The organism is Streptomyces sp. NPDC030862 (assembly GCF_055571835.1).
In genome coordinates this window covers 148,071-169,733 of sequence record NZ_JBVIEN010000006.1, presented here as the reverse complement: position 1 = coordinate 169,733, position 21,663 = coordinate 148,071, and the positions used below count along the sequence as shown (strand labels likewise).

The window sequence follows — 21,663 nt, the reverse complement described above, 5'->3', positions numbered from 1 at the left end:
TTCACTCCTGTTGGGACTTTTCGCATCTCCAGGGGACTGCGAGGGGCGGCCATTCGGCGCAATCACCGCTCTGACCTGCGGTGACGCGGGCGGATCCGGTCAGATGCGCTCGACCAGATCGGCGATCGAGTCGACGACGGTGGACGGCCGGAAGGGGTAGCGGTCGACGTCGGCCGGGGTGGTCAGGCCGGTCAGCACCAGGAACGTCTCCATGCCCGCCTCCAGACCGGCCAGCACGTCCGTGTCCATGCGGTCGCCGATCATGGCGCTGGTCTCGGAGTGCGCGCCGATGGCGTTGAGCCCGGTCCGCATCATCAGCGGGTTCGGCTTGCCCGCGAAGTACGGGTCCTTGCCGGTCGCCTTGGTGATGAGCGCCGCGACCGCCCCGGTGGCGGGCAGCGGGCCCTCGGCGGAGGGGCCGGTCTCGTCGGGGTTGGTGCAGATGAAGCGGGCGCCGCCGTTGATGAGCCGGATCGCCTTGGTGAGGGCCTCGAAGCTGTACGTGCGGGTCTCGCCGAGGACGACGTAGTCCGGGTCGTGGTCGGTGAGGATGTACCCGATGTCGTGCAGCGCGGTGGTGAGCCCCGCCTCGCCGATGACGTACGCCGTGCCGCCCGGCCGCTGGTCGTCGAGGAACTGGGCGGTGGCGAGGGCCGAGGTCCAGATGTTCTCCACGGGCACGTCCAGACCCATGCGGAAGAGCCGGGCGTGCAGGTCGCGGGCGGTGTAGATGGAGTTGTTGGTGAGGACCAGGAAGGGCCTGTCGGTGTCCCGCAGCTTCTTGATGAACGCGTCGGCGCCGGGGATGGGGACGCCCTCGTGGATGAGGACGCCGTCCATGTCGGTGAGCCAGGATTCGATCGGCTTGCGCTCTGCCATGGTTGCGGGACTCCTGCCGTGCAAGTCGTGCGTGGGTGCTGGTGGGCGCCGCGACGGCACTGTGGCGACGCCCCCAGGGTAATCAGGATGAGGTGATCTTCACCCCGTCGATCGTCCAGTACCAGTTGTTGGAGCCGGTGTAACGGAACCGGAAGCTGACGCTGGACGCGCCGGAGGGGACGGCGACGGTGAGGGACTGGGGCTGGGAGATCACGTCGGAGGTGTAGCTCTTCACGAGGGTCGGCGTCCCGCCGTTGAAGGAGGCCAGCACCTCGGCGGTCTGGCCGCCCTCCTGCCGGTAGAGCGTGGTGAAGTCCAGCGTGACCTTCGTCTTGCCGCCGACGCCGTACGCGGGGGTGACCAGCGTCGAGTCGTACGTGCCGGAGAAGGTCTTGTCGGCCCACTCGTCGGAGTCGGCGACCGCGAAGACGCCGCGGGCCCGGATGTTGAGCTCGCGCTGCTGGCCGGCTTGCGTGCGGGACCAGAACTCGTCCGTCGCGAAGGACCAGCCGCGCCACTCGGTCACGCCGCCGGTGCCCATGGCGTTGTTGATGACGGACCAGCCGCTGGGCGGGGTGTGCGTGAAGCCGAGGACCCCGGCGGGGATGCCGGTCTCGTCGACGCGCTGCGTCAGGGCGGACTGGAGGGTGTCGAAGGGGTCGGTCGAGCGCTGCTGGATCGGCTTGCCGTCCAGGCCCCACGCCGGGTCGGGGACGATGCCGAGCTGGTGGAAGACGGTGGCGGCGACGTCCACGAGCCGGGTGTCGAGCGGGCGGGCGCCGGCGGCGATGCCGGGGCCGGTGGCGAGGACGAAGGTGCGCCGCTCCTCGATGGAGCTGCCGCCGTGGCCGCCCGCGTCGACGTGGCCGTGGTCGGTGGTGACGATGACGGTCCAGCGCTCGGAGGCGTACGTGGGGCGGGCCTTGATGGCGGCGAGCATCCGCCCGAGCTGGGCGTCCTGGACGGCGATGGCGTCGAGGTACTTCTGGCCGGTGCCGCTGCCGTGGGCGACGGCGTCGGTGTTGCCGAGGTAGACGAACAGGACGTCGGGGTTCTGGTTGCGGAGGACCGACTCCGTCTCGGCGGTGATGGCGGCGTCGTGGGCGGCGTAGCCGTCGCGGTCGCCGTCGAGGACCAGCTTGGCGTCGGCGCCGGGCGTGACGGTGCCCTGGGTGTCCAGCGCCTTCCAGTCGACGGCGGCGTACGTGGAGAGGGCGGGCCGCACCTGGGCGAGGCGGGCGAGGAAGCCGGGGTACCGCCCGTAGTTCTTGCCGGTGAAGGTGTTGTCCTTGACGCCGTGCTTGTCGGGCCAGACGCCGGTGGAGATGGTCGACCAGCCGGGCCCCGAGGAGGTGGCGGCCATGGGGTTCGCGTACAGCAGCGACAGGCCGTAGGTGCCGTTCGCCATCATCGACTTCAGGTGCGGGGCGCTGGCGGCGTCGATCCTGTCGTGCCGAAGCCCGTCCATGCCGACGACGAGGACCTTGTCCTGGCTGGTGCCGTTCGGGAGCGTCGGCGCGGCGGCGGCCGGGGTGGCGGCGACGGCCGCCGTGGCGGCTCCGGCCGCCGCTGCGGCGAGCACGGTACGGCGGGACATGCCGGTGTGGGGCATCGGGGACCTCCATCGGGGATGCGCGGGCACGCCAACACCCCTGGTTTTCCAGGGGTGTTGGTCCGTACCCGTTATCCTTCCGCGACCTCTTGCGGGGCACCAGATACGTGCGGTGAACGGTTGGCTTCGGCTTAGCCGCCCGTCGCGGTCTTCCAGGCGTCGACGTACGTCTTCAGGTTCGCGTCGATGTCCGCCCAGTCGGGCTCGAAGACGTCGACGCCCTCCATCAGCCGGGCGAGTGCGACGGCGTTGGCGTCGGTGGGCTTGACGTCCGCACGGGCCGGGAAGCCGCCGCCGACCGCACTGACCTGGCGCTGCGCCCGCTCGCCGAGCATGAAGTCGAGGAGCTTTTTGCCGTTGTCGGCGTGCGGGGCGTCCTTGACCAGCCCGGCGGCGTACGGGAGGGCGAAGGTGGTGGGCTTCTTCCCCTGCCGGGCCGGGAACCAGATGCCGAGGTTCGGCATGGACGCGGCCTGCGCGAAGTTCATCTGGACGTCGCCGTTGGCGACGAGGAGCTCGCCCTTGTCGACCTTGGGGGCGAGCTTGGAGGTGGAGGAGGACGGGCCGACGTTGTTGACCTGGAGCTTCCCCAGGTACTCCATGGCCGGCTCCTTGCCGCCGAAGTCGTGCATGGCCTTGATGACGACGGCGGTGCCGTCGCCCGCGACGCCGGGCGTGGAGTACTGGAGCTTGTCCTTGTACGCCGCGCCGAGGAGCTCCTCCCAGGTGGTGGGGGCCTTGGGGAGCTCCTTCTTGTTGTAGACGAAGCCGAAGTAGTTGTTGACGACGGAGGTCCAGGCGCCGTCGGCGGCCTTGCCGGACCCGGGGACGCGGTCGGCGCCCTTCGGCACGTACCGCTGCAGCAGTCCCTTGGAGTCGGCCTGCTGGATGAAGGGCGGGAGGGTGACGAGCACGTCGGCCTGGGTGTTGCGCTTCTCGCGCAGGGCGCGCTGCACCATCTCGCCGGAGCCGCCCTCGACGTACTCGACCTTGATGCCGGTCTCCTTCTCGAAGTCCGCGAAGACCTTGTCGTACCAGCCGTCGCCCTTCTCGCCCTTGAGGCCGTCGGCGCTGTAGACGGTGACGACCTTCTCGTCGGAGGCGGCGGAGCCGGAGCCGGAGCCGCAGGCGGTGAGGCCGGCGGCGAGGAGGAGGGTGCCGGCGAGGGCGGCGAGCGGGCGGGGGGCGTACGTAAGCATGACGTCGTTCTCTCCTGACGGTCGGGTCAGCGGTAGGAGGCTTTGGTACGGATGCGGGAGACGGCGAGCAGGACGAGCAGCGTCGTCGCCATGAGGACGACCGCGAGCGCCGAGCCCGTGAAGAGGGAGCCCCGGTCGGTGGCCGTGAAGATCAGCACCGGCAGCGGCAGCCAGTCCGGCGGGTAGAGCATCATCGTGGCGCTCAGCTCCCCCATGGACAGCGCGAAGCACAGTCCGGCGGCGGCGTTGAGCGACGGCAGCAGCAGCGGCAGCTTGATCCGGAGGAGGACGTACGCGGGCCGGGCGCCGAGGCTCGCGGCGGCCTGCTCGTACACCGGGTCGAGGCGTACGAGGGCGGCGGAGACGGACTGGTACGCGAACGCCGTGACGAGCACGGTGTGCGCGAGGATCACGATCCAGCGGGTGCCGTTGAGGAGCAGCGGCGGTTGCGAGAACGCGACGAGGACGGCGAGGCCGACGACGACGGACGGGACGGCGACCGGCAGCACGAACAGCGCGTCGAGCGTCCGGCGGCCGCGCCTGCCGAGCGCCTGCGCCGCAAGCGCGGCCCACGTCCCGACGACGAGCGCGAGGGCGCTCGCGGTGAGGGCCGTGACCAGGCTGGTGGTGAGCGCCTGGAGCGATGCGCCGCGCACGGCGGAGGCGTAGTGCTCGGCGGTGGGTCCGGAGGGCAGGGCGCCGGACCAGTTCGTGGCGAAGGACGCGGCGAGGATGACGAGGAGAGGGAGGGCGAAGAGCGGCAGGAAGAGGACGAGGAAGCCCGCCCAGACGGCCCACCTGGCCTTAGCGCTGTGCACCAACACGACGGCTCACCACCCGGTACAGGGCGTACAGCCCCACGGAGATCGCGATGTTGACGACCGCGACGACGCACGCGGCCGGGTAGTCGGACTCGAGGATCGCCTTGCCGTAGACCAGCATGGGCAGGGTCGTCACGCCCTTGGCGCCGGTGAACAGGACGATGCCGAACTCGTTCAGGCACATGACGAGGACGAGGCTCCCGCCGGCGGCGAGCGCGGGCAGCGCCTCGGGCAGGATCACCTGCCGCACGATCCGCGCCGGGCGGGCGCCCAGCGAGGACGCCGCCTCCAGCTGCGCGGTGTCGAGCTGCGAGAACGCGGCGAGGAGCGGCCGCATGACGAACGGCGTGAAGTACGTGACCTCGGCGAGCAGCACCCCCCACGGCGTCGCCAGGAACCGGAACGGCCCCTCGGCGGCCCCGGTGACGTCGGTCCACAGGCCGTTGGCGATGCCGACGGTGCCGTAGAGGAAGAGGAGGGCGAGCGTGATGAGGAAGGAGGGGAAGGAGAGGAAGACGTCGATGAACTTGGCGACGGCCCGCCCTCCGGGAAACGGCACGAACGCGATGGCGAGCGCGAGCGCGAACCCGAGGACCAGGCACCCGACGGTCGCCCCGACGGCCAGCCACACGGTGGTCCCCAGCGCCTCCCGGAAGGCCCGCGAGGTGAGGACGTCGGCGTACGCGCCGGGGGCGAGGGACTCCTGCACGACGAGGGCGAGAGGGTAGAGGAACACCACCCCGAGGGCGAGGAGAGGAGGAAGGCTCCAGAGCCACGCGGGTGCGCGCCGCCCGCCCTGGGGCTGCGGGCTCCCGACCTCACCGAGGGCGGCACGGGCACCGGTCAGCGGGCGAGCTGCGCTACCCACCGGCCACCTCCGCGGGCAGCAGCACCGCGTCCTCCGGGACGAAGTGCAGCGCCACCTCCGCGCCCAGCGGCGGCAGGTCGCTCGGCTCGCGCAGCTCGCGCACGTCCGCCAACACGCGGTGGCCGGCGACGTCGACGTACAAACGGTGCGTCGAGCCGCGCCACTGGACCTCCGCCAGCGTGCCGCGCAGGGCGTTGGGCCCCTCACCGAGGCCGAGGAGGTGCGGGCGTACGCACAGCGTGGCGCCCGCGCCCGGGCGGGCCTCACCCGTCGGGACCGCCAGCGCGCGCCCCGCGAAGACGACGGTCCCGGCGGACGGGCCGACGGTCACCGGCAGCAGGTTCGCGTTGCCGACGAACGACGCCGTGAACTCCGTACGCGGCCGCCGGTACAGCTCCTGCGGCGTGCCGCAGTCCCGCAGCCGCGCCCGGTCCATGACCGCGATGCGGTCCGCCAGCGTCAGCGCCTCCACCTGGTCGTGCGTGACGTACAGGATCGACACGTCCGGCAGCTCCCGGTGCAGCCGCGCCAGTTCCGCGAGCATCCCCGAGCGCAGCTGCGCGTCGAGCGCGGACAGCGGCTCGTCGAGGAGCAGCACGCCCGGGCGGATGGCGAGCGCCCGCGCGATCGCGACGCGCTGCTGCTGCCCGCCGGACAGCTCGCGCGGGTAGCGCCCGGCGTACGCGCCCATGCCGGTCATCCCCAGCGCCTCGGCGACCCGCCCGGGGATATCGCCCTTCACCACCTTCTGCGCGCGCAGCCCGAAGGCGACGTTGTCGGCCACCTTCAGGTGCGGGAAGAGCGCGTACTGCTGGACGACCATCCCGATGCCGCGCCGGTACGGCGGCAGCGCCGTGACGTCCCGGTCGCCGAGGAACACCCGTCCCGCCACCGGCCGGACGAACCCGGCGACCGCCCGCAGCGCGGTGGTCTTGCCGGAGCCGGACGGGCCGAGCAGCGCCATGACCTCACCGGGCTCGACGGTGAGGTCGAGGGAGTCGAGGACGACGTTCCCGCCGTACGCGACGGAGACCCGGTCGAAACGGATGCCGCTGCGGGTACCGCCCCGGGTCATGACTCCACCCGCGCCAGGAGCTCCGGCAGTTCGGCGACCGAACCGAGGACGTGCGTGGCGCCCGCCGCCCGCAGCGCGTCGGCGCCGTGCGCGCCCGTCAGCACGCCCGCGACGACCCGCGCCCCGGCCCGTACGCCGCTGAGCATGTCGTACGAGGTGTCGCCGGCGACCGCGACGCCCTGGACGCCGTCCGCCGCGCCGGTACGCAGCAGGGCGGCCAGCACCATGTCGGGGTACGGGCGCCCGCGCCCGCCGGGCGTGTCGGCGGGGCAGAGCGTCAGCTCGACGAGGTCGCGCCAGCCGAGCGCGTCGAGGATGGCGTCCTGCGTGACGCGCGCGAACCCGGTGGTGAGGACCACCGTGCGGCCCTCCGCCCGCAGCCGCCCGATGGCGTCGGCGGCACCGGGCAGCGGCGCGATCCGGCCGTCCGCGACCAGCTCCCCGTACGCCTCCTCGAAGGCGCGGTTGGCGGCTTGGGCACGCGTCTCGTCGCCGAAGAGGTGGCGGAAGACGGAGATCTTGGACTCGCCCATGGTGGCGCGGACGTGGTCCAGCATGGCCGCGGCCGGTTCCTCGCCGAGGTGGCGGGCGGCCGCGGCGAACGCCTCCTCCACCAGGCCGCCGTCGGCGACGGTGGTGCCGGCCATGTCGAGGACGACGAGTTCGATTCCTGCCCTTCGTACTGCCATGGTCACCAGCCCAGTTCGTTCGCGGTCGTCTCGGCGATGGCGGGCGAGCACGTCATCCCGCGCCCTCCGGGGCCGGTCACCAGCCACACGCCCTCGCGCACCCGCTGGCGGTGGACGACGCGGCGGGTGTCGGTGCACTGCGCGTACACCCCGGCCCAGCGGCGGCGGATCCTCGGCAGCGGCCGGCCGAGGAAGGACTCGACGACCCGGGCGAGGTGCTCGTAGGGGTCTTCGAGGGTGTCGAAGGCGAAGGGGTGCTCGTACTCGTGCGTGTCGCCGATGGTCAGCCCTCCGTCGAGGCGCTGGACCATCAGCAGCTGCATGCGGTGCGCGGCGGCGACGGGCTCCTGCGGCTGTGCCGCCTCCAGGGCCTCGGAGGCGTACGCCGGGTAGTAGCGGAAGGAGTCGGCGTCGGCGACGGAGGTGGTGAGCGGCTCGCCGAGGGGGTCGGTCTGCATCATCTGGAGGCGTACGCGGCGTACGGGGAGGTCGGCGCCCGCGACCTCGCGGACGAGCCCGCCGAGCCAGGCGCCGGTGCACAGGACGACGGCGTCGCCCCGGTGGACGTCGCCGTGGTCATCGCGCACGGCGTTCTCGCCGACGACCTCGCGGACCTCCCGCCCGGGGAGGAAGGTGTAGCGCCCGGACGCGTACAGGGCTTCGCGGAGGGCGGGTTGCGCGGTGCGCGGTTCGACGGCCGCGTCGCGTTCGCACCACAGGGCGGCGGTGAAGTCGCCGCGCAGGGCGGGGTTGAGGGCGCGGGCCTCGGCGGGGGTGACGAGCCGGTACCCGCGGGCGGCGGCGTCGGGACGGGCGACCGCCGCCTCGGCGACGGCGAGCTCCGGGTCGGTACGGACGGGGGTCAGCGAGCCGATGGCCCGGAAACCGAGCGCGGGCACGCGGGCGCCGATGGCCTCCCACAACGTGCGGGCGCGCAGGGCGGTTTCCAGCTCCTCACCGCCCGCGCGGCCACTGACCCAGATCTGGCCGAAGTTGCGGAGGGAGGCGCCCCGGGCCTCGGTCTCGCGCTCGATCTGTACGACCTCGTGGCCGCGCTCCACTGCGTGCCAGGCGTGCATGGTGCCCACCACGCCGGCTCCTACGACGATGACTCTCACGGACGGAAACGCTCGTGGCGGCGGGTGGCGCGCGCGGATCGGTCCGTCGACGGGAAGGTGAACGCCCCCGCAAGCTTGGCCTAGACCCGTTACCGTCCTGTTATTTACCGAGGTGGGTGGTGAAGCTGAAACGGTCCCCTCGGTAGAGGGTGCGGACCCGTTCCAGCGGTCTGCCGTCGGTGTCCCGCGAGACCCGGTGCAGCAGGAGCATGGGCAGCGCGGGCGGGGTCCCGATGAGCAGCGCCTCGCGCGGGGTGGCGAGGACGGTCTCGATGCGCTCGTCGGCGTCGCCGAAGGAGATGCCGAGCCGTTCGCGCAGGTACGCGTAGAAGGAGGAGTCCGGGTCGAAGTCGGCGTCCAGGCGCGGGACGCGGGCCTCCGAGACGTACGTGCTCTCCAGCCCGACCCGTTCGTCGTCGGCGAGCAGCACCCGCTCCAGGTGCCAGACGGGGTCGCCGGGCGCGATGCCGAGGTCGGCGGCGAGCTCGTCCGGCGACGGGAACCGGTCGAGGGAGACGAGGTGGCGGCCGGGCCTGCGCCCCTGGCGCCGGACGCCCTCGGTATAGCTGGCGAGCGCCAGCGGCTGCTCCAGCTTGGGCCCGGCGACGACGGTGCCGCGCCCTTGGCGGCGCAGCCGCCCTTCGAGCAGCAGCTCGCGCAGGGCCTGGCGTACGGTCTCGCGGGAGACCTCGTACCGTACGGCCAGATCGCGCTCGGTGGGCAGGGTGCCGCCTTCGCCGAGCTCGTCGAGGAGGGCGGAGACGCGGGCCTTGACCGCGTAGTACTTGGGGACGCGGCCGTGCTCCGGGATGCCGGAGCGGACGGGTGCGCCAGGGGAGGCCTGGCCGTTCGGGTAGTCCACGGCGGGATGGTCGCAGACGTACGTGAACGTCAGGGGCGCCCGGCCCCTCGGCGCCCGACCCGCCACCGGCGCCCGCCGTCACGGCGCCCGACCCACCACCGTGCCCCGGCACCGAGGAGGAGCGCGAGGGCGGTGGCCCCGGTCAGGAGGAACGTGTCGTGGCCGGTCTTCGACAGCTCGTCGGCCACTCCGGGCTCCGCCGCCTCGCCGGTCGGCGGCGGCCCGGTGGGCTCGGTCGTGGCCTCGTCGGCCGGGCGCTCCTCCCCGCGGACGGCGAAGCGGTAGTCGCCGGACTCCCCGACCCAGTCGCCGTCGTCGCCGCGGCGCTGCACGATCGCGGCGTTGGCGGTGACCTCGTCGGGGCGGGCGGCGGAGGTGAAGGCGAGCCGTACGGGGACGGTGAGGGTCCGGCCGGGCGGCACGGTGTAGCCGGGGAAGCCGTTGTCGAGGACGCCGACGAGCTCGTTGTGGTCGGTCTTCTCGATGGTCACGGGGTGCGGGCGGCCGCCCTCCGCGGGGCCCCTCTCGTCCTCGTAGAACTCCAGCTGGATGTGTGAGGGCTGGAGGGTCTGGGCGCGGTCGGTGAAGACGATGACGGGGTGGATGTTGCCGCAGGTGCGGGCGGTGGTGTTGGTCAGCTCGACGCGCCAGCTCCGGAAGCCGCCGCCGGCCTCGTACGTGGTGGGCCCGTCCTTGATCCGCGTACCGATCGGGAAGGCGGTGTCGGCGGCGTTCCCGCAGGTCGGCTGGCGTTCCGGCACGGCGATGGTGTCGGCACTGCCGGCGGTGTCGGCGCCGCCACCGCCGACGGGCGGGGGCGTGGGGCCGCCGACGGGCGGGGGCGTGGGTGCGGGCGCGGTCGGTGCGGCCAGCGCGGTGCCCGCGACGACGGAGGGGACGGCGAGCAGGGCAACCGTGGCTCCGGTGGCGAGGGCGTGACGCAGTCGCATGGGGGCACCTTCGGCGGGGCGCGGAAAGTCGTGCCCCGAGAACCTGCCACGCATCGCCGCCACCGCACCGGCCGGGGTGGGGCGGCCCGCCGTACGGGGGCACGTATGCGCCCGATCAGCGGAGCGGGGGCGGGGGCGCATGCCCGGCGCCGGGGTGGGGGCGGGGGTCCGGCGGGGCGGGGGTCCGGCGGGGCGGGGGTCCGGCGGGGCGGGGGTCCGGCGGGGCGGGGGTCCGGCGGGGCGGGGGCGGGGGCCCGGCGGGGCGGGGGCGGGGGCCCGGCGGGGCGGGGGGCCGGCGGGGCGGGGGGCCGGCGGGGCCCAGTCCTGCCCCGCTCAGAGTCCGAACAACGGCGCCAGCGCCAGCAGTGCCGCGCCCTGGGCGACCTGGTGGTCGCCGGTGGCGGTACCGGCATCACCGGCACCACCGGCACCACCACCGGCACCACCACCGGCACCACCGGCACCACCGGCACCACCCTCGCCGGGCTCCGCGTCCGTGAGGCTCACCGGCACCGGCCGCGCGCCGCCCTCGCGGCGCGCGCGCTCCTCCAGGACCGCGCCGACTCCTCGTACGAAGGGCTCCGGCGCCGCCGCGACGACGCGCCCGCCCAGCAGGACGCGGTCGATGTCCAGGAGGCCGACGAGGTTGGCGGCGCCGACGCCCAGCACGCGCGCGGCCTCCGCCAGGTCGCCGCGCGACACCGCCGCGAGGCACAGCGCCTCCAGGCAGCCGCGCGCGCCGCACCCGCACGGCGGGCCGTCGAGCTGCACGGTCTGGTGCCCGAACTCGCCCGCGCCGGTCCGGGCGCCCCGGTGGAGCGTGCCGCCGAGGACGAGCCCGGCGCCCAGTCCCGTACCGAGGTGGAGGTACGCGAACGACTCCCCGCCCCGCCCCCGCGCGGCGATGCGGAAGGCGGCGGCGTTCGTGTCCTTGTCGAGGACCACGGGGAGCCCGAGGCGTTCGGCGAGCGCGTCGCGCAGCGGGAACCCGTCCCATTCGGGGAACCCGGTCACGCGGTGCGGTACGCCGGCGGCGTGGTCGAGCGGCCCTGGCATGGCGACCCCGGCGCCGAGGACGGTCGCGTCGAGGAGGCCCGCCGCCTCCCGCGCCGCCACCCCGAGGACGGCCTCCGTACCCGCGCCGAGGTCCAGCGGAACGCCGCGCGCCGCGACGACCGCCCCGGCGAGGTCGACGCGTACGACCGTGAGCTCGTCGCGGTCGAGGTGGAGCCCGAGGGCGTGGGCGGCGCCGGGCACGAGGCGCAGCACGGTGCGGGGCTTGCCGCCCGTGGAGGCGCGGCGCCCCGCGTCGACGGCGAGGCCCTCGTCCCGCAGCCGGGCGATGATCTTGCTGATGGCCTGTGGGGTGAGCCCGGTGCGCTCGGCGAGCTCCAGCCGGCTGACGCCGTCCTCGCCGGCCTGCCGCAGCAGGTTGAGTAGCAGGGCGGTGTTGTGGCTGCGCAGCGCGTTGATGTTCACGGTCCCATTGTCCGGCCCGCTTGCACTTTGGCAACAGCGTTGCTTAAGTGGGCGGCATGACTGGAACGCCTGGAACGCCTGGAACGCTGCGCGTCGGACTCGTCGGCTACGGCCTCGCGGGCTCCGTCTTCCACGCCCCGCTGATCGCCGCGACCGAGGGCCTGGTCCTGGACACGGTCGTCACGTCGAACGCGGAGCGCCAGGAGCAGGCGCGCGCCGCGTTCCCGGGGGTCCGGGTCGCCGCGTCCACGGAGGAGCTGTGGGCGCGTGCGGGCGAGCTGGACCTGATCGTGATCGCCTCCCCCAACAAGACGCACGCCCCGGTCGCGACCGCCGCCCTCGGGGCCGGCCTGCCGGTCGTCGTCGACAAGCCGGTCGCCGGCACGGCGGCGGAGGCGCGGGGCCTCGCGGCCCTCGCCGAGGAGCGCGGCCTGCTCCTGTCCGTGTTCCAGAACCGCCGCTGGGACAACGACTTCCTCACGCTCCGCTCGCTCGTCGAGCGCGGCGAGCTCGGCGACGTACAGCGCTTCGAGTCCCGGTTCGAACGGTGGCGGCCGCAGTTGAAGGGCGGCTGGCGGGAGTCGGGGGCGCCGGAGGAGTTCGGCGGGCTGCTGTACGACCTGGGCAGCCATGTCGTGGACCAGGCGCTGGTGCTGTTCGGCCCCGCCACGCGGGTGTACGCCGAGTCGGACGTCCGGCGGGCGGGCGCCGAGGCGGACGACGACACCTTCATCGCGCTGACGCACGCGAACGGCGTCCGCTCCCACCTGTACGTCAGCGCCACGGCCGCCCAGCTCGGCCCGCGCTTCCGGGTGCTCGGCTCGCGCGCCGGGTACGTCAAGTACGGCCTGGACCCGCAGGAGGCGGCCCTGCGCGAGGGCCTGCTGCCGGGCACGAGCCCGGACTGGGGCACGGAGCCGGAGCCGCTGTGGGGCCGCCTGGGTGCCGGGGACTCGCCGGTGACGGGCGGCGGCACGCCGGTCCCGTCGCTGCCGGGCGACTACCCGGCGTACTACGCGGCCATCGCCGCCGCCCTGCGCGACGGCACTCCCCCGCCGGTGACGGCCCACGAGGCGGCGGCCGCGCTGGACGTCCTGGAGGCGGCGCGCCGCTCGGCCCGCGACGGCGTGGCGGTGACGCTGTGACCGCGACCGCCCGCACCACCGCCCCCACCACTGCTCCCACCATCGCGGAGCTCGAAGCCCAGCAGGCCCGCCTGACGCTCCCCCACTTCACATACGAGGACGCGTGGCGGCTGGGCACGCTGCTGGCCGACCTGGCCCGCGAACGCCATGCCCCGGTCGCGATCGACATCCACCGCGGCCCGCAGCAGCTGTTCCACTGCGCGCTGCCCGGCTCCAGCGCCGACAACGACGCCTGGATCGACCGCAAACGCCGCGTCGTCGAGCGCTACGCCGAGAGCTCCCTCCTCGTCGGCACCCGCTTCCGCGCCAAGGGCAAGTCCTTCGACACCGACTCCCGCCTCGACCCCGACTCCTACGCGGCCCACGGCGGCTCCTTCCCGCTCACGGTCACCGGCGTCGCGGGCGTCATCGGCACGGTGACGGTCTCGGGCCTGCCGCAACTGGAGGACCACGCCCTGGTGGTCGAGGCGCTGGAGCGGTTCATCGCGCGGCTGTGACGGCTCTCGTGGGGTGGCGGCTGCGCGCCACCCCACGAGAAGACGTAGGGCTCCGGCCCACCGGAGCCGGAGTACACGCACCCCACCCGCCGCGGGGAGGGCGAGACACCCCCCTCGGTGAATCCGGACCAGGGGAGGCGACGTCTCACCGGGTGCCCTGACGCGAGCGGTGAGGTCCGCCGCGAGACCACCGAGAGGACTCCTCAGGCGGTACTTGTACGTCCGCATCGCTTCACCCATTCGGAGTAACCCAACCGCGCGGCATCACTCGACCGGCCCTACGGTCGAGAAGGCGTGCGAACCGATCACCCTCGCCGAAGCGCGCCGGAAGGAGGCAGTCATGCGCTCCACGAGAGCAGCCGCCGTCGCCCTCGCGGGAGGCGCCACCCTGCTGGCCCTGACGGCCGCCCCGTCATCGGCGGCGGCCCCGACCGTTGATCCCGGCGCCGCCACCAAGGCGGTGGACTGCGGTACCGGCTGGAACGGCCTCTCCGTCGTCGCGGTGACCACGAAGGGCAGCTCCGCCTGCGGCACCGCGCACCGCGTGGCCAACGCGTACGGCGATGCCGTCCAGGCCAAGCACCACGGTGGCAAGGGGCGCAAGGTCGTCGTGGTCCACGTGGACGACGCTCGCTGGAAGTGCCGCGAGCGCCAGGGCGACCCGAACCCGTACACGGAATGCGTCAACCTCAAGGACCGCGCCGAGAAGGTGCAACTCGTGTCCTGACCGGTCGTCGACGACGAGCGGCGGGCCGCCCCGCACAGGGGCGACCCGCCGCATCACGCCGTCAGCGTGCTACGCGTCGCGCGCTCACGCGTCCTTGAGCTCCTGGCGCTGCCGCCCGAGCCCCTCGACCTCCAGCTCCACCACGTCCCCGGCGCGCAGGTACGGCTTCGGCTCCGGCTGGCCCATCGCCACGCCCGCCGGCGTACCGGTGTTGATGACGTCACCGGGGTAGAGGGTCATGAACTGGCTGACGTAGCGCACCACCTCACCGACCGGGAAGATCTGGTTGGCGGTGGTGCCGTCCTGCTTGAGCTCGCCGTTGACCCACAGTTTCAGCGACAGCGCCTGCGGGTCCGGCACCTCGTCCGCCGTCACGAGCCAGGGGCCGAGCGGGTTGAAGGTCTCGCAGTTCTTGCCCTTGTCCCAGGTGCCGCCGCGCTCGATCTGGAACTCGCGCTCCGAGACGTCGTGCGCGACCGCGTACCCGGCCACGTGCGCGAGCGCCGCCTCCGCGGACTCCACGTAACGGGCCGTACGGCCGATGACGACCGCGAGCTCGACCTCCCAGTCGGTCTTGCGGCTGTTGCGCGGTACGAGCACGGTGTCGTCCGGCCCGACGACCGTGTCGGCCGCCTTGAGGAAGACCACCGGCTCGGCCGGCGTCGCCTGGCCGGTCTCGGCGGCGTGGTCGTGGTAGTTCAGCCCGATGCACACGACCTTGCCGATCCGCGCGACCGGCGGCCCGATCCGCAGCCCGGTCGCGTCGAGCGCGGGCAGCACACCGGCGCCGACGGCGGCACGGATCCGGTCGAGGGCGGAGGCGTCGGAGAGCAGGTTCCCGTCGATGTCCGGCACGAGCGCGGACAGGTCGCGGAGGGTCCCCTCCTGGTCGAGCAGCGCAGGGCGTTCGGCGCCCGCCGTACCGACGCGCAGCAGCTTCATGGTCTTCTCCCTGTGGTCGAGGTGGGCCCCGGCCGATGGGGTGCGGCCATCGGAGGATTGGTCGATCCTCCAATACCGCAGGTCACCCCGCAAGACCTCGTTCACACAGTGGACCTTTACGCGCGAGTAACCTCAGGGGTCAGCGCACCCCCGCGAAAGAGGTACGCCCGCTCCGCCGCGCCCCACGCCGTGCTCGTGACGACGTACAGGCCGGCCGCCAGCGGCAGCACGGCGACGCTGATGAGCGTCCCGTATCCCAGCAGCGGCATCAGCCGGGTGACCGCCCCCGGCAGCTCCGCGCCGGCCGCCTCCCCCATCACGCCCATCACGCCCATCTCGCGCCGCGCCCGCCGGTACGTGTACGTGGCGAGCCCGGTCACGATCATGAACAGCGCCAGGTACACCAGCCCGGCCGGCCCGAAGAGCCCGCCGTCGGCCAGGGCGTCCGTCCAGTGCCCGCCGAGGGGCGCGGCCAGCAGGGCGTGCCCCTCCATGCCGCCGCCGGAGAACAGGTGGTACATCAGGAAGAACGCGGGCAGCTGCAGCAGGCTCGGCAGGAACCCGGCGAACGGCGACACCTGCTCCCCCGCGTACAGGTCCATCACGGCCCGCTGCAGCCGCTCCGGGTCCCGCCCGTACTTCCTGCGCAGCTCGGCGACGCGCGGCGCGAGCCGCATCCGCGCCCGCTGCCCGCGTGCGGCGGCCCGCGACAGGGGGTGGAGGGCGAGCCGTACGGCCACGGTGAACAGGACGATCGCGGCGGCGGTGGCGGAACCGTGGAACAGCGGCTGGAGCAGCGCGGCGAGGCGCTCGACCAGCGAGGCGAAAACGGACATGGTGAGGGAACCCTCCGAGGGTCTCGTCGTACCGGAATGAGGTGTTTTCGGCATGCCGGATTGACGACGGAACCGCGTGGAGAACGGCGAAAAGGGAAGCGGGAACCTCTACGCGGCCGTCGCGACGAGACGTCGGCCGGGCGCCCTGGGCCGTCGGCGGCCCGGCGCGTCGGGGTCGCGCTGCCGCAGGAAGGCGGTGCGCTGCTCGCGGTCCCGGAGGGCGGTGCGTATGCGGGTCGGCGGCACGGCGTCCGCGCGGCGCGCGGCGACGACGGCGTACGTGACCAGCGCGGACCCGACGGCGACGAGCGCGGCGGCGACGGAGAACGCCCCGCCGTCGGCGAAGAGGAGGTACAGGACAGCGGCCAGCCCGCACATCACGGACACCCATACGGCAAGACGGCGCATGCGATCCCCCTCCCTTCACCCCCTCGAACGCACGCCCGTCCCGGATGGTTCCCGGCGCGGACGACGGGCTCGGACGACGGGCGCGGGGGACGGGCCCCCGCCGCCCCCGTACAGCAGTACGGTGTCCCCCATGCGCCCCGACGACACGTCTGCCGACCACATCACCGAAGCCGAGCGTCTGCTGCGCACCGCGGCGCAGTACCCCGAAGACCGCGAACCGCTGCTCCTGCGGGCGGCCGCCCACCTGGAGCTGGCCGGCGCCCGCGACCGCGCGACGACCCTCTACGACGACCTCCTCGCCGCCACCCCGCCGCCGGAGAACCCGCACCTGGTGAAGGCGCTCAAGGCGGCGAACCTGTGGGAGTACGGCCACGAGGCCGAGGCCCGCGCGATCCTCGACGGCCTGCGGGCGACGACCCCGACCGACGCCGCCGCGTGGGAGATCGTCGCCGAGACGCTGGAGGCCCACGACGAACTGGAGGCCGCCGAAGCGACCTTCACCACGGCGGTCACCACCCTCCTGCCCTCCCCCGACGACGAGGTCCCGTACCCGGCGCAGTCCCTTCTCATGGGCCGCCACCGCGTCCGCCGCCTGCTCGCGCTGCCGCACGACGACTGGGACGTCCTGGCCGACCGCCTCCACCGGGGCGCGGTCCCCCTGGACGAGCTCCACGACCCCAAGCGCCTCTGGTCCCTGGGCTCCGACGACCCGGCCGAGCTCCAGGCGGAGATCGCGCGCCTGCGCAGCGAGCTGGGCTCGTACCGCACGGCCCTCTCCCGCCCCTTCCCGGTGGCGGTCCTGCTCTGGCCGCCCAACGAACTGGCCGAGCTCCTCGCGGCCTACCCGGAGCTGGAGGCCGAGTACCCCACCCACGAGGCCCACCTCACCGACCTGGAGGCCTCCCTCCGCGAACTCGCGGCCGCCGGCACCCCGAACCTCGGCATCGTCCAGGGCACGGTCCCCTCGTACGAAGCCTTCGCCGCCTCCGAGGCCGCCTCCCCCGCCAACCCGGAGCTGCTCCCCCAATACGCCACCACCCTCGCCGCCCGCGGCCGCGCAACCCCCTGGCCCCCGGCCCGCACGTCCCCGTGCTGGTGCGGCTCGGGCACGGTGTACGGGGAGTGCCACGGGACGTTGGAGGTCTGACGACGGCCCGCCTACGACGAGGGGTTCGCCACGCTCCGTGCCCAAGACGCCTTCCGCGACGAGCTGCGGCAGGTCCTACCGCCCGCCTCGGCCAGTCGTACATCGGCGGCTCCCCACCGGGCGACTTCCGCGAGGGCGTCAAGTGGTGCGAGTCCATCAAGACCGACGCGCTATTCATCACACTGGAGAAGGGCGAGAAGGACTTTTCACCCAGACTCGCTATCCCCGCGGACGTCTACACCTACTCTGCGATCGCCGCGGGCTAAGGCCGCTCGGCCTCGCCTCCCAGAAGCGGCGAGACGTGCAACTGCGCGGCCCGTGCCTCCGTCATGAGGTCGTCGGGCCGGCAGAGGCGCCTCTCCATGACCTCCCGCAGCAGCGTCGCGACCGCACTCTCGTCGGCGAGGTGCGGGATCGCGTCCGCGACCGCGCGCGGGAGGGCCGCGCAGGCCAGGTTCCGGACCGGGACGCGGAGGGCGGGGCGGACCGTGGGGTGGACGCGGACGTACGCGTGGCTGCGCGGCGTCGCCCGGTGGGCGACCAGGACGTCCACCTTCGCCAGCTCGGCGGGCGCGGCGACGGACTCCAGGCCGTACAGAGCCAGGGCCGCGGGGCCGGTGAGGAGCGCGTCGGGCCCCGCGTACAGGAGGGCTCCGCGCAAGCGCTGTTGGGGCGTGGGCTCCGTCGTCTGCAGGACGATCACCCGAGGCAGCAACCGGCGCCAGGGGCCCGGCGGGCGGCAGTGGGCTGCGATCGCGGAGGAGGCGCAGCCCAGGTCCATGAGCTGGTGGACGGTGGCCACTCCGTCCTGCGCGACGACCAGCGGGTCGGCGGCGTAGCGGTGCGGCGGCGTGGGGGTCGGCATGCGCGTTTCGTGCCCGTACGGTGCGGTCGGCCATGCCTGCGCTGCGCGGTTGTTACGTGCTGGTGGCAGGAAGGGTCCTGCACCACCCCTGACGGTCACTTCTGTCGGCGAATCGGTACGAGGGCGTCGCAAGCTGCCCGAACCCGCCGCGTTAGCCTCGGGACAGGTATGAACACGCGTGCGGAAGGCAGGACAGCGAAGATGGCCAGGATTCCGGCAGCAGCCGTGGCGGCGAGTGGGCTCGTCGGTGGGTACGCCGTGGCGCGGTGGACCAAGAAGCGGCCCCTCGGGGGCGTGGCGCTCGCGGCCGCGGGGGCCGTGGCCGCGCGGGAGTGGCAGCGGCAGAGCGGTGGGAAGGCCGCAGCCGGGCTGACCGCGGCGTACGTGGCCGCGTTCGCCGGGTCGCACCCGCTGGCGAAGAAGGTCGGGGCATGGCCCGCGGTGTTCTCGGTCGCCGGGGCCATGGCGGCCGCGTCCTGGGCGGTCGGTCGCCGGAGCGGCTGAGGCGGCTGAGGCCGAGGTGTCGGCTGAGGCCGCGGTGCCGACCGGGCCTGGCTGAGGCCGCGGTGCCGACTGAGCCCCGCAGAGGCGAGCGCGGCGCCGGAGGTCGCGGCACCGACCAGGCCCCGCTGAGGCGCCGCGCTCGCCGCACCGCGACGCGACGCGCCGCGGGCGCGCCGAAAAGCCGTGCCCGGCGTCGCTGAACGCGGCGCCCGCCGGGTGCGTATAAGACGGCACCTCCCCACAGTGGCTGGGCGGGGGGCCCGGGCGGCAGGGTCCGGGGCACCCGCCCAGCACGACCCCAGGCAGCCCGGGCACCCGGACGCCCCCCCCCGCCTAGCCGCCCAGCGCGTGCGAGACCGTGTAGATCAGCAGGCCCGCCAACGCGCCGACCACCGTGCCGTTGATACGGATGAACTGCAGGTCGCGGCCGATATGAGCCTCGATCTTCCGCGACGTCTGGTCCGCGTCCCAGCTCGCCACCGTCTCGCTGATCAGCGACGTGATCTCGGCGCGGTACGTCGTCACGACGTACACCACCGCGTCCTCCGCCCAGCCCTCCACCTTCGCCTGCAACCGGGCGTCGGTGGCCAGTCGCCGGCCGAGCGCGAGGAGCGAGGCGCGGGCGCGCAGGCGCAGCTCGCTGCGTTCGTCCTCGGCCGCCGAGATCACCATGGCGCGGACCGACGCCCAGGCCGACGCGATGATGTCCTGGACCTCCGGGCGCGCCACCAGGTCCGACTTGAGGCGCTCCACCCGCGCCCGGGTGTCCGTGTCGGCCTGGAGGTCGGAGGCGAAGTCCGTCAGGAAGCGGTCCAGCGCCCCGCGCGCCGGGTGCCCCGGCATGTCGCGCATCTCCGTGACGAAGCGCAGCAGCTCCTTGTAGACGCGCTCGCCGACCTTCCGGTCGACGAAGCGGGGCGTCCAGCCCGGGGCCCCGCCCTGCACCGCGTCCATGATCGAGTCGGCGTGCAGCACCAGCCAGTCGTGGGCGCGGTTGCAGACGAGGTCCACCGCCCCGTGGTGCGCGCCGTCGGCGACGATCTTCTCCAGCGTCTTGCCGAGCCCGGGCGCGATCTCCGCCGCCTCCGCACGCCGCGTGACCGCCTCCCCCACCACCGCCTGGACGTCCGCGTCCCGCAACACGGTCAGCGCGCCGCGCAGTGCCGTGGACAGTTCGGCCGTGACCCGGTCGGCGTGCGCGGGCTCGGCGAGCCACGCGCCGAGCCGGCGGCCGATGGAGAGCGCGTGCAGCCGGGCGCGTACGACATCGCCGGAGAGGAAGTTCTCGCCCACGAAGGAGCCGAGCGAGGCGCCCAGCTGGTCCTTCTTCGTCGGGATGATCGCCGTGTGCGGAATGGGCAGGCCCAGCGGCCGCCGGAACAGCGCGGTGACCGCGAACCAGTCCGCCAGCGCGCCCACCATGCCCGCCTCCGCCGCGGCCGCGACGTAACCGGGCCAGCCGTCCACGCCGGCGTTCCGCGCCCACGTGGCCAGGGTGTAGACGAGGGCGACCAGGAGCAGCAGCCCGGTCGCCATGAGCTTCATCCGGCGCACACCGCGGCGCTTCTCCTCGTCCGCCGCCGTGTACGAGAACGCCACGAGCGGGGTCTTCGACTGGTTCATCCGCACCACCATGTACGTAGTCCCTTCCCAGGGTCCCTACCTCAGGTACTCCCGGGGCGCACGCCGAGTTCCCGTGTCCATGCCGGATGATGTCGGCCATGAGGGGAGTACGTGGGGAATACAGGCGTCCGCTCGCCGTGGTGCTGGCCGCGACCGTGCTGGGCTGCGGGGGCATCTTCGCGGCGGTGGAGCGGACGGGCGCGGACGGCCCCGCCCGGCACACCGACCCGCCGCACCAGGACGCCCGCGCCGCCACGACCGCGGAGAAGGCCGCGTGGATCGGAACCTGGTCCGCCGCGCCGGTCGAGCCCGCGCCGTTTCACGACCAGGCGGCACGCGAGCCCCGCTCCCTCCGCAACGTCATCCACACCAGCATCGGCGGCACCACCGCCCGCATCACCCTCACCAACCGGTACGGCGGCCCCCGTCCGCTCCGCATCGACGCCGCTTCCCTCGCGGTACGCGCCGAGGGGGCCGCGGCCGTCCCCGGCACGCTCCGGCGCGTCACCTTCGCCGGCGGCCGCCCGTACGTCACCATCCCGCCCGGCGCCGACGCCGTCAGCGACCCCGTACCCCTCGCCGTCCCGTACGACGGTGACCTCCTGGTCACGCTGTACGTCCCGGCCGGCGCGCCCACGACCCGGCACCCGGTCGCCCGGCAGACGTCGTACGCCGCCGACGGCGACCACACGCGGGAGGTGAGCGGCGCCGCGTACGCCGAGGCCGCCCCCACCTGGCACCACCTGGCGGCCGTCGACGTCGTCAACCCGGCCGCCCGCGGCGCGGTCGTCGTCTTCGGCGACTCCATCACCGACGGCGTCGGCTCCACCCGCGACGCCAACCACCGCTGGCCCGACCTGCTCGCCGACCGGCTGCGCTCCCGCGGCTACGGCGTGGTCAACCAGGGCATCGGCGGCAACCGCGTGCTGCGCGACGGCAGGGGCCCGAGCGCCCTCTCGCGCTTCGAGCGCGACGCGCTGAGCCGTCCGGGGGTCCGCACCGTCGTCATATGCCTCGGCATCAACGACATCATCCGCCCGCCCCACGAGACCGACCCGCGCCGCATCACCGACGGTCTGACCGCGCTGACGCGGCAGGCGCACGCGCGCGGGCTGCGCGTCGTCGGCTCGACGCTCCTGCCGTTCGGCGGCCACCGGCGGTACACGAAGGAGCTGGAGGCCGTACGGCAACAGGTCAACGCCACCATCCGCACGGGCGGCGTCTTCGACGCGGTCGTCGACTTCGACCGCGCCCTGCGCGACCCGTACGCCCCGACCCGCCTGCTGCCCGCGTACGACTCCGGGGACGGGCTGCACCCGGGCGACGCCGGCTACCGCCGTATGGCCCACTACGTCGACCTCGCCGACCTCACCAACCCCACCCACGGTGGAGCTCCGCACCAGGACCTCTAGGGCCT

22 protein-coding genes are annotated in these 21,663 nt (G+C 73.9%); 6 read left to right on the top strand and 16 right to left on the bottom strand.

Annotated features, from left to right (window positions below):
* Window positions 1–99: 99 nt before the first annotated feature.
* From ACZ42X_RS17950 to ACZ42X_RS17900, 11 genes are all read right to left on the bottom strand, one after another.
* On the bottom strand, window positions 100–879 hold the full coding sequence (locus tag ACZ42X_RS17950; protein ID WP_468290528.1) for an HAD-IIA family hydrolase: 780 nt from the start codon (window positions 877–879) through the stop codon (window positions 100–102).
* 82 nt (window positions 880–961) lie between these two features.
* Window positions 962–2,491 carry an alkaline phosphatase family protein gene (locus ACZ42X_RS17945; RefSeq protein ID WP_468290525.1) on the bottom strand — a complete coding sequence of 510 codons (1,530 nt, stop codon included), beginning with the start codon at window positions 2,489–2,491 and terminating at the stop codon, window positions 962–964.
* A gap of 131 nt (window positions 2,492–2,622) precedes the next feature.
* Window positions 2,623–3,690, bottom strand: a complete 1,068-nt coding sequence (locus ACZ42X_RS17940) for a 2-aminoethylphosphonate ABC transporter substrate-binding protein (protein WP_468290522.1) — start codon at window positions 3,688–3,690, stop codon at window positions 2,623–2,625.
* 26 nt (window positions 3,691–3,716) lie between these two features.
* A complete protein-coding gene (locus tag ACZ42X_RS17935; protein ID WP_468290519.1) occupies window positions 3,717–4,514 on the bottom strand; it encodes an ABC transporter permease in 798 nt (265 codons plus the stop codon).
* On the bottom strand, window positions 4,495–5,358 hold the full coding sequence (locus ACZ42X_RS17930; RefSeq protein WP_468291200.1) for a 2-aminoethylphosphonate ABC transporter permease subunit: 864 nt from the start codon (window positions 5,356–5,358) through the stop codon (window positions 4,495–4,497). The genes ACZ42X_RS17935 and ACZ42X_RS17930 overlap by 20 nt, the downstream gene beginning before the upstream one ends.
* Before the next feature lie 13 nt (window positions 5,359–5,371).
* On the bottom strand, window positions 5,372–6,454 hold the full coding sequence (locus tag ACZ42X_RS17925) for an ABC transporter ATP-binding protein (protein WP_468290516.1): 1,083 nt from the start codon (window positions 6,452–6,454) through the stop codon (window positions 5,372–5,374).
* Window positions 6,451–7,143, bottom strand: a complete 693-nt coding sequence (locus ACZ42X_RS17920; protein WP_468290513.1) for a phosphonatase-like hydrolase — start codon at window positions 7,141–7,143, stop codon at window positions 6,451–6,453. The genes ACZ42X_RS17925 and ACZ42X_RS17920 overlap by 4 nt, the downstream gene beginning before the upstream one ends.
* 2 nt (window positions 7,144–7,145) lie before the next feature.
* A complete protein-coding gene (locus ACZ42X_RS17915) occupies window positions 7,146–8,261 on the bottom strand; it encodes a TIGR03364 family FAD-dependent oxidoreductase (RefSeq protein WP_468290510.1) in 1,116 nt (371 codons plus the stop codon).
* Between the two features lie 100 nt (window positions 8,262–8,361).
* Window positions 8,362–9,123 (bottom strand): GntR family transcriptional regulator, encoded by a 762-nt coding sequence (locus ACZ42X_RS17910; RefSeq protein ID WP_468290507.1) that lies wholly within the window; start codon window positions 9,121–9,123, stop codon window positions 8,362–8,364.
* 29 nt (window positions 9,124–9,152) lie between these two features.
* Window positions 9,153–10,073 (bottom strand): cell wall protein, encoded by a 921-nt coding sequence (locus tag ACZ42X_RS17905; RefSeq protein WP_468290504.1) that lies wholly within the window; start codon window positions 10,071–10,073, stop codon window positions 9,153–9,155.
* Window positions 10,074–10,406: 333 nt separating this feature from the next.
* A complete protein-coding gene (locus ACZ42X_RS17900) occupies window positions 10,407–11,552 on the bottom strand; it encodes an ROK family transcriptional regulator (RefSeq protein WP_468290501.1) in 1,146 nt (381 codons plus the stop codon).
* A gap of 56 nt (window positions 11,553–11,608) precedes the next feature.
* On the opposite strand from ACZ42X_RS17900, the gene ACZ42X_RS17895 reads away from it, so the two are divergent.
* The 3 genes from ACZ42X_RS17895 to ACZ42X_RS17885 all read left to right on the top strand — a co-directional run bounded on the left by ACZ42X_RS17895 (window position 11,609) and on the right by ACZ42X_RS17885 (window position 13,921).
* Window positions 11,609–12,697 (top strand): Gfo/Idh/MocA family oxidoreductase, encoded by a 1,089-nt coding sequence (locus ACZ42X_RS17895; RefSeq protein ID WP_468290497.1) that lies wholly within the window; start codon window positions 11,609–11,611, stop codon window positions 12,695–12,697.
* Window positions 12,694–13,194: a heme-degrading domain-containing protein gene (locus ACZ42X_RS17890; protein WP_468290494.1), complete on the top strand. Its 501-nt coding sequence runs from the start codon at window positions 12,694–12,696 to the stop codon at window positions 13,192–13,194. Before ACZ42X_RS17895 ends, ACZ42X_RS17890 begins: the two co-directional genes overlap by 4 nt.
* A 340-nt stretch (window positions 13,195–13,534) precedes the next feature.
* Window positions 13,535–13,921: a hypothetical protein gene (locus ACZ42X_RS17885; protein ID WP_468290491.1), complete on the top strand. Its 387-nt coding sequence runs from the start codon at window positions 13,535–13,537 to the stop codon at window positions 13,919–13,921.
* An 84-nt stretch (window positions 13,922–14,005) separates the two neighbouring features.
* Here the strand turns inward: ACZ42X_RS17885 and ACZ42X_RS17880 are convergent, their stop codons facing one another.
* The 3 genes from ACZ42X_RS17880 to ACZ42X_RS17870 form a co-directional block, all read right to left on the bottom strand.
* Entirely contained in the window at window positions 14,006–14,863 is an 858-nt protein-coding gene (locus tag ACZ42X_RS17880; RefSeq protein ID WP_468290488.1) for a fumarylacetoacetate hydrolase family protein, read from the bottom strand.
* 116 nt (window positions 14,864–14,979) lie between these two features.
* Entirely contained in the window at window positions 14,980–15,699 is a 720-nt protein-coding gene (locus ACZ42X_RS17875; RefSeq protein ID WP_468290485.1) for a YidC/Oxa1 family membrane protein insertase, read from the bottom strand.
* Window positions 15,700–15,807: 108 nt separating this feature from the next.
* Window positions 15,808–16,107, bottom strand: a complete 300-nt coding sequence (locus ACZ42X_RS17870; RefSeq protein WP_468290482.1) for a DUF6412 domain-containing protein — start codon at window positions 16,105–16,107, stop codon at window positions 15,808–15,810.
* A 130-nt stretch (window positions 16,108–16,237) separates the two neighbouring features.
* Between ACZ42X_RS17870 and ACZ42X_RS17865 the strand changes: the two genes are divergently transcribed.
* Window positions 16,238–17,254 carry an SEC-C metal-binding domain-containing protein gene (locus tag ACZ42X_RS17865; RefSeq protein WP_468290479.1) on the top strand — a complete coding sequence of 339 codons (1,017 nt, stop codon included), beginning with the start codon at window positions 16,238–16,240 and terminating at the stop codon, window positions 17,252–17,254.
* A 262-nt stretch (window positions 17,255–17,516) separates the two neighbouring features.
* On the opposite strand, the gene ACZ42X_RS17860 is transcribed toward ACZ42X_RS17865, so the two are convergent.
* A complete protein-coding gene (locus ACZ42X_RS17860; RefSeq protein WP_468290476.1) occupies window positions 17,517–18,119 on the bottom strand; it encodes a hypothetical protein in 603 nt (200 codons plus the stop codon).
* Between the two features lie 201 nt (window positions 18,120–18,320).
* Here ACZ42X_RS17860 and ACZ42X_RS17855 point away from each other — a divergent pair, with 201 nt between their 5' ends.
* On the top strand, window positions 18,321–18,623 hold the full coding sequence (locus ACZ42X_RS17855) for a hypothetical protein (protein ID WP_361422859.1): 303 nt from the start codon (window positions 18,321–18,323) through the stop codon (window positions 18,621–18,623).
* A 333-nt stretch (window positions 18,624–18,956) separates the two neighbouring features.
* Here ACZ42X_RS17855 and ACZ42X_RS17850 read toward each other — a convergent pair whose 3' ends face one another.
* On the bottom strand, window positions 18,957–20,246 hold the full coding sequence (locus tag ACZ42X_RS17850; RefSeq protein ID WP_468290473.1) for a DUF445 domain-containing protein: 1,290 nt from the start codon (window positions 20,244–20,246) through the stop codon (window positions 18,957–18,959).
* Window positions 20,247–20,344: 98 nt separating this feature from the next.
* On the opposite strand from ACZ42X_RS17850, the gene ACZ42X_RS17845 reads away from it, so the two are divergent.
* Entirely contained in the window at window positions 20,345–21,658 is a 1,314-nt protein-coding gene (locus ACZ42X_RS17845; protein ID WP_468290470.1) for an SGNH/GDSL hydrolase family protein, read from the top strand.
* Window positions 21,659–21,663 lie beyond the last annotated feature (5 nt).

Coding starts and splice junctions, on each gene's coding strand:
- ACZ42X_RS17950 (WP_468290528.1), bottom strand. CDS start 879: ATGGCAGAGCGCAAGCCGATCGAATCCTGGCTCACCGACATGGACGGC.
- ACZ42X_RS17920 (WP_468290513.1), bottom strand. CDS start 7,143: ATGGCAGTACGAAGGGCAGGAATCGAACTCGTCGTCCTCGACATGGCC.
- ACZ42X_RS17860 (WP_468290476.1), bottom strand. CDS start 18,119: ATGCCGACCCCCACGCCGCCGCACCGCTACGCCGCCGACCCGCTGGTC.
- ACZ42X_RS17885 (WP_468290491.1), top strand. CDS start 13,535: ATGCGCTCCACGAGAGCAGCCGCCGTCGCCCTCGCGGGAGGCGCCACC.
- ACZ42X_RS17875 (WP_468290485.1), bottom strand. CDS start 15,699: ATGTCCGTTTTCGCCTCGCTGGTCGAGCGCCTCGCCGCGCTGCTCCAG.
- ACZ42X_RS17865 (WP_468290479.1), top strand. CDS start 16,238: ATGCGCCCCGACGACACGTCTGCCGACCACATCACCGAAGCCGAGCGT.
- ACZ42X_RS17925 (WP_468290516.1), bottom strand. CDS start 6,454: ATGACCCGGGGCGGTACCCGCAGCGGCATCCGTTTCGACCGGGTCTCC.
- ACZ42X_RS17940 (WP_468290522.1), bottom strand. CDS start 3,690: ATGCTTACGTACGCCCCCCGCCCGCTCGCCGCCCTCGCCGGCACCCTC.
- ACZ42X_RS17845 (WP_468290470.1), top strand. CDS start 20,345: ATGAGGGGAGTACGTGGGGAATACAGGCGTCCGCTCGCCGTGGTGCTG.
- ACZ42X_RS17905 (WP_468290504.1), bottom strand. CDS start 10,073: ATGCGACTGCGTCACGCCCTCGCCACCGGAGCCACGGTTGCCCTGCTC.
- ACZ42X_RS17895 (WP_468290497.1), top strand. CDS start 11,609: ATGACTGGAACGCCTGGAACGCCTGGAACGCTGCGCGTCGGACTCGTC.
- ACZ42X_RS17945 (WP_468290525.1), bottom strand. CDS start 2,491: ATGCCCCACACCGGCATGTCCCGCCGTACCGTGCTCGCCGCAGCGGCG.
- ACZ42X_RS17850 (WP_468290473.1), bottom strand. CDS start 20,246: ATGAACCAGTCGAAGACCCCGCTCGTGGCGTTCTCGTACACGGCGGCG.
- ACZ42X_RS17880 (WP_468290488.1), bottom strand. CDS start 14,863: ATGAAGCTGCTGCGCGTCGGTACGGCGGGCGCCGAACGCCCTGCGCTG.
- ACZ42X_RS17855 (WP_361422859.1), top strand. CDS start 18,321: ATGGCCAGGATTCCGGCAGCAGCCGTGGCGGCGAGTGGGCTCGTCGGT.
- ACZ42X_RS17870 (WP_468290482.1), bottom strand. CDS start 16,107: ATGCGCCGTCTTGCCGTATGGGTGTCCGTGATGTGCGGGCTGGCCGCT.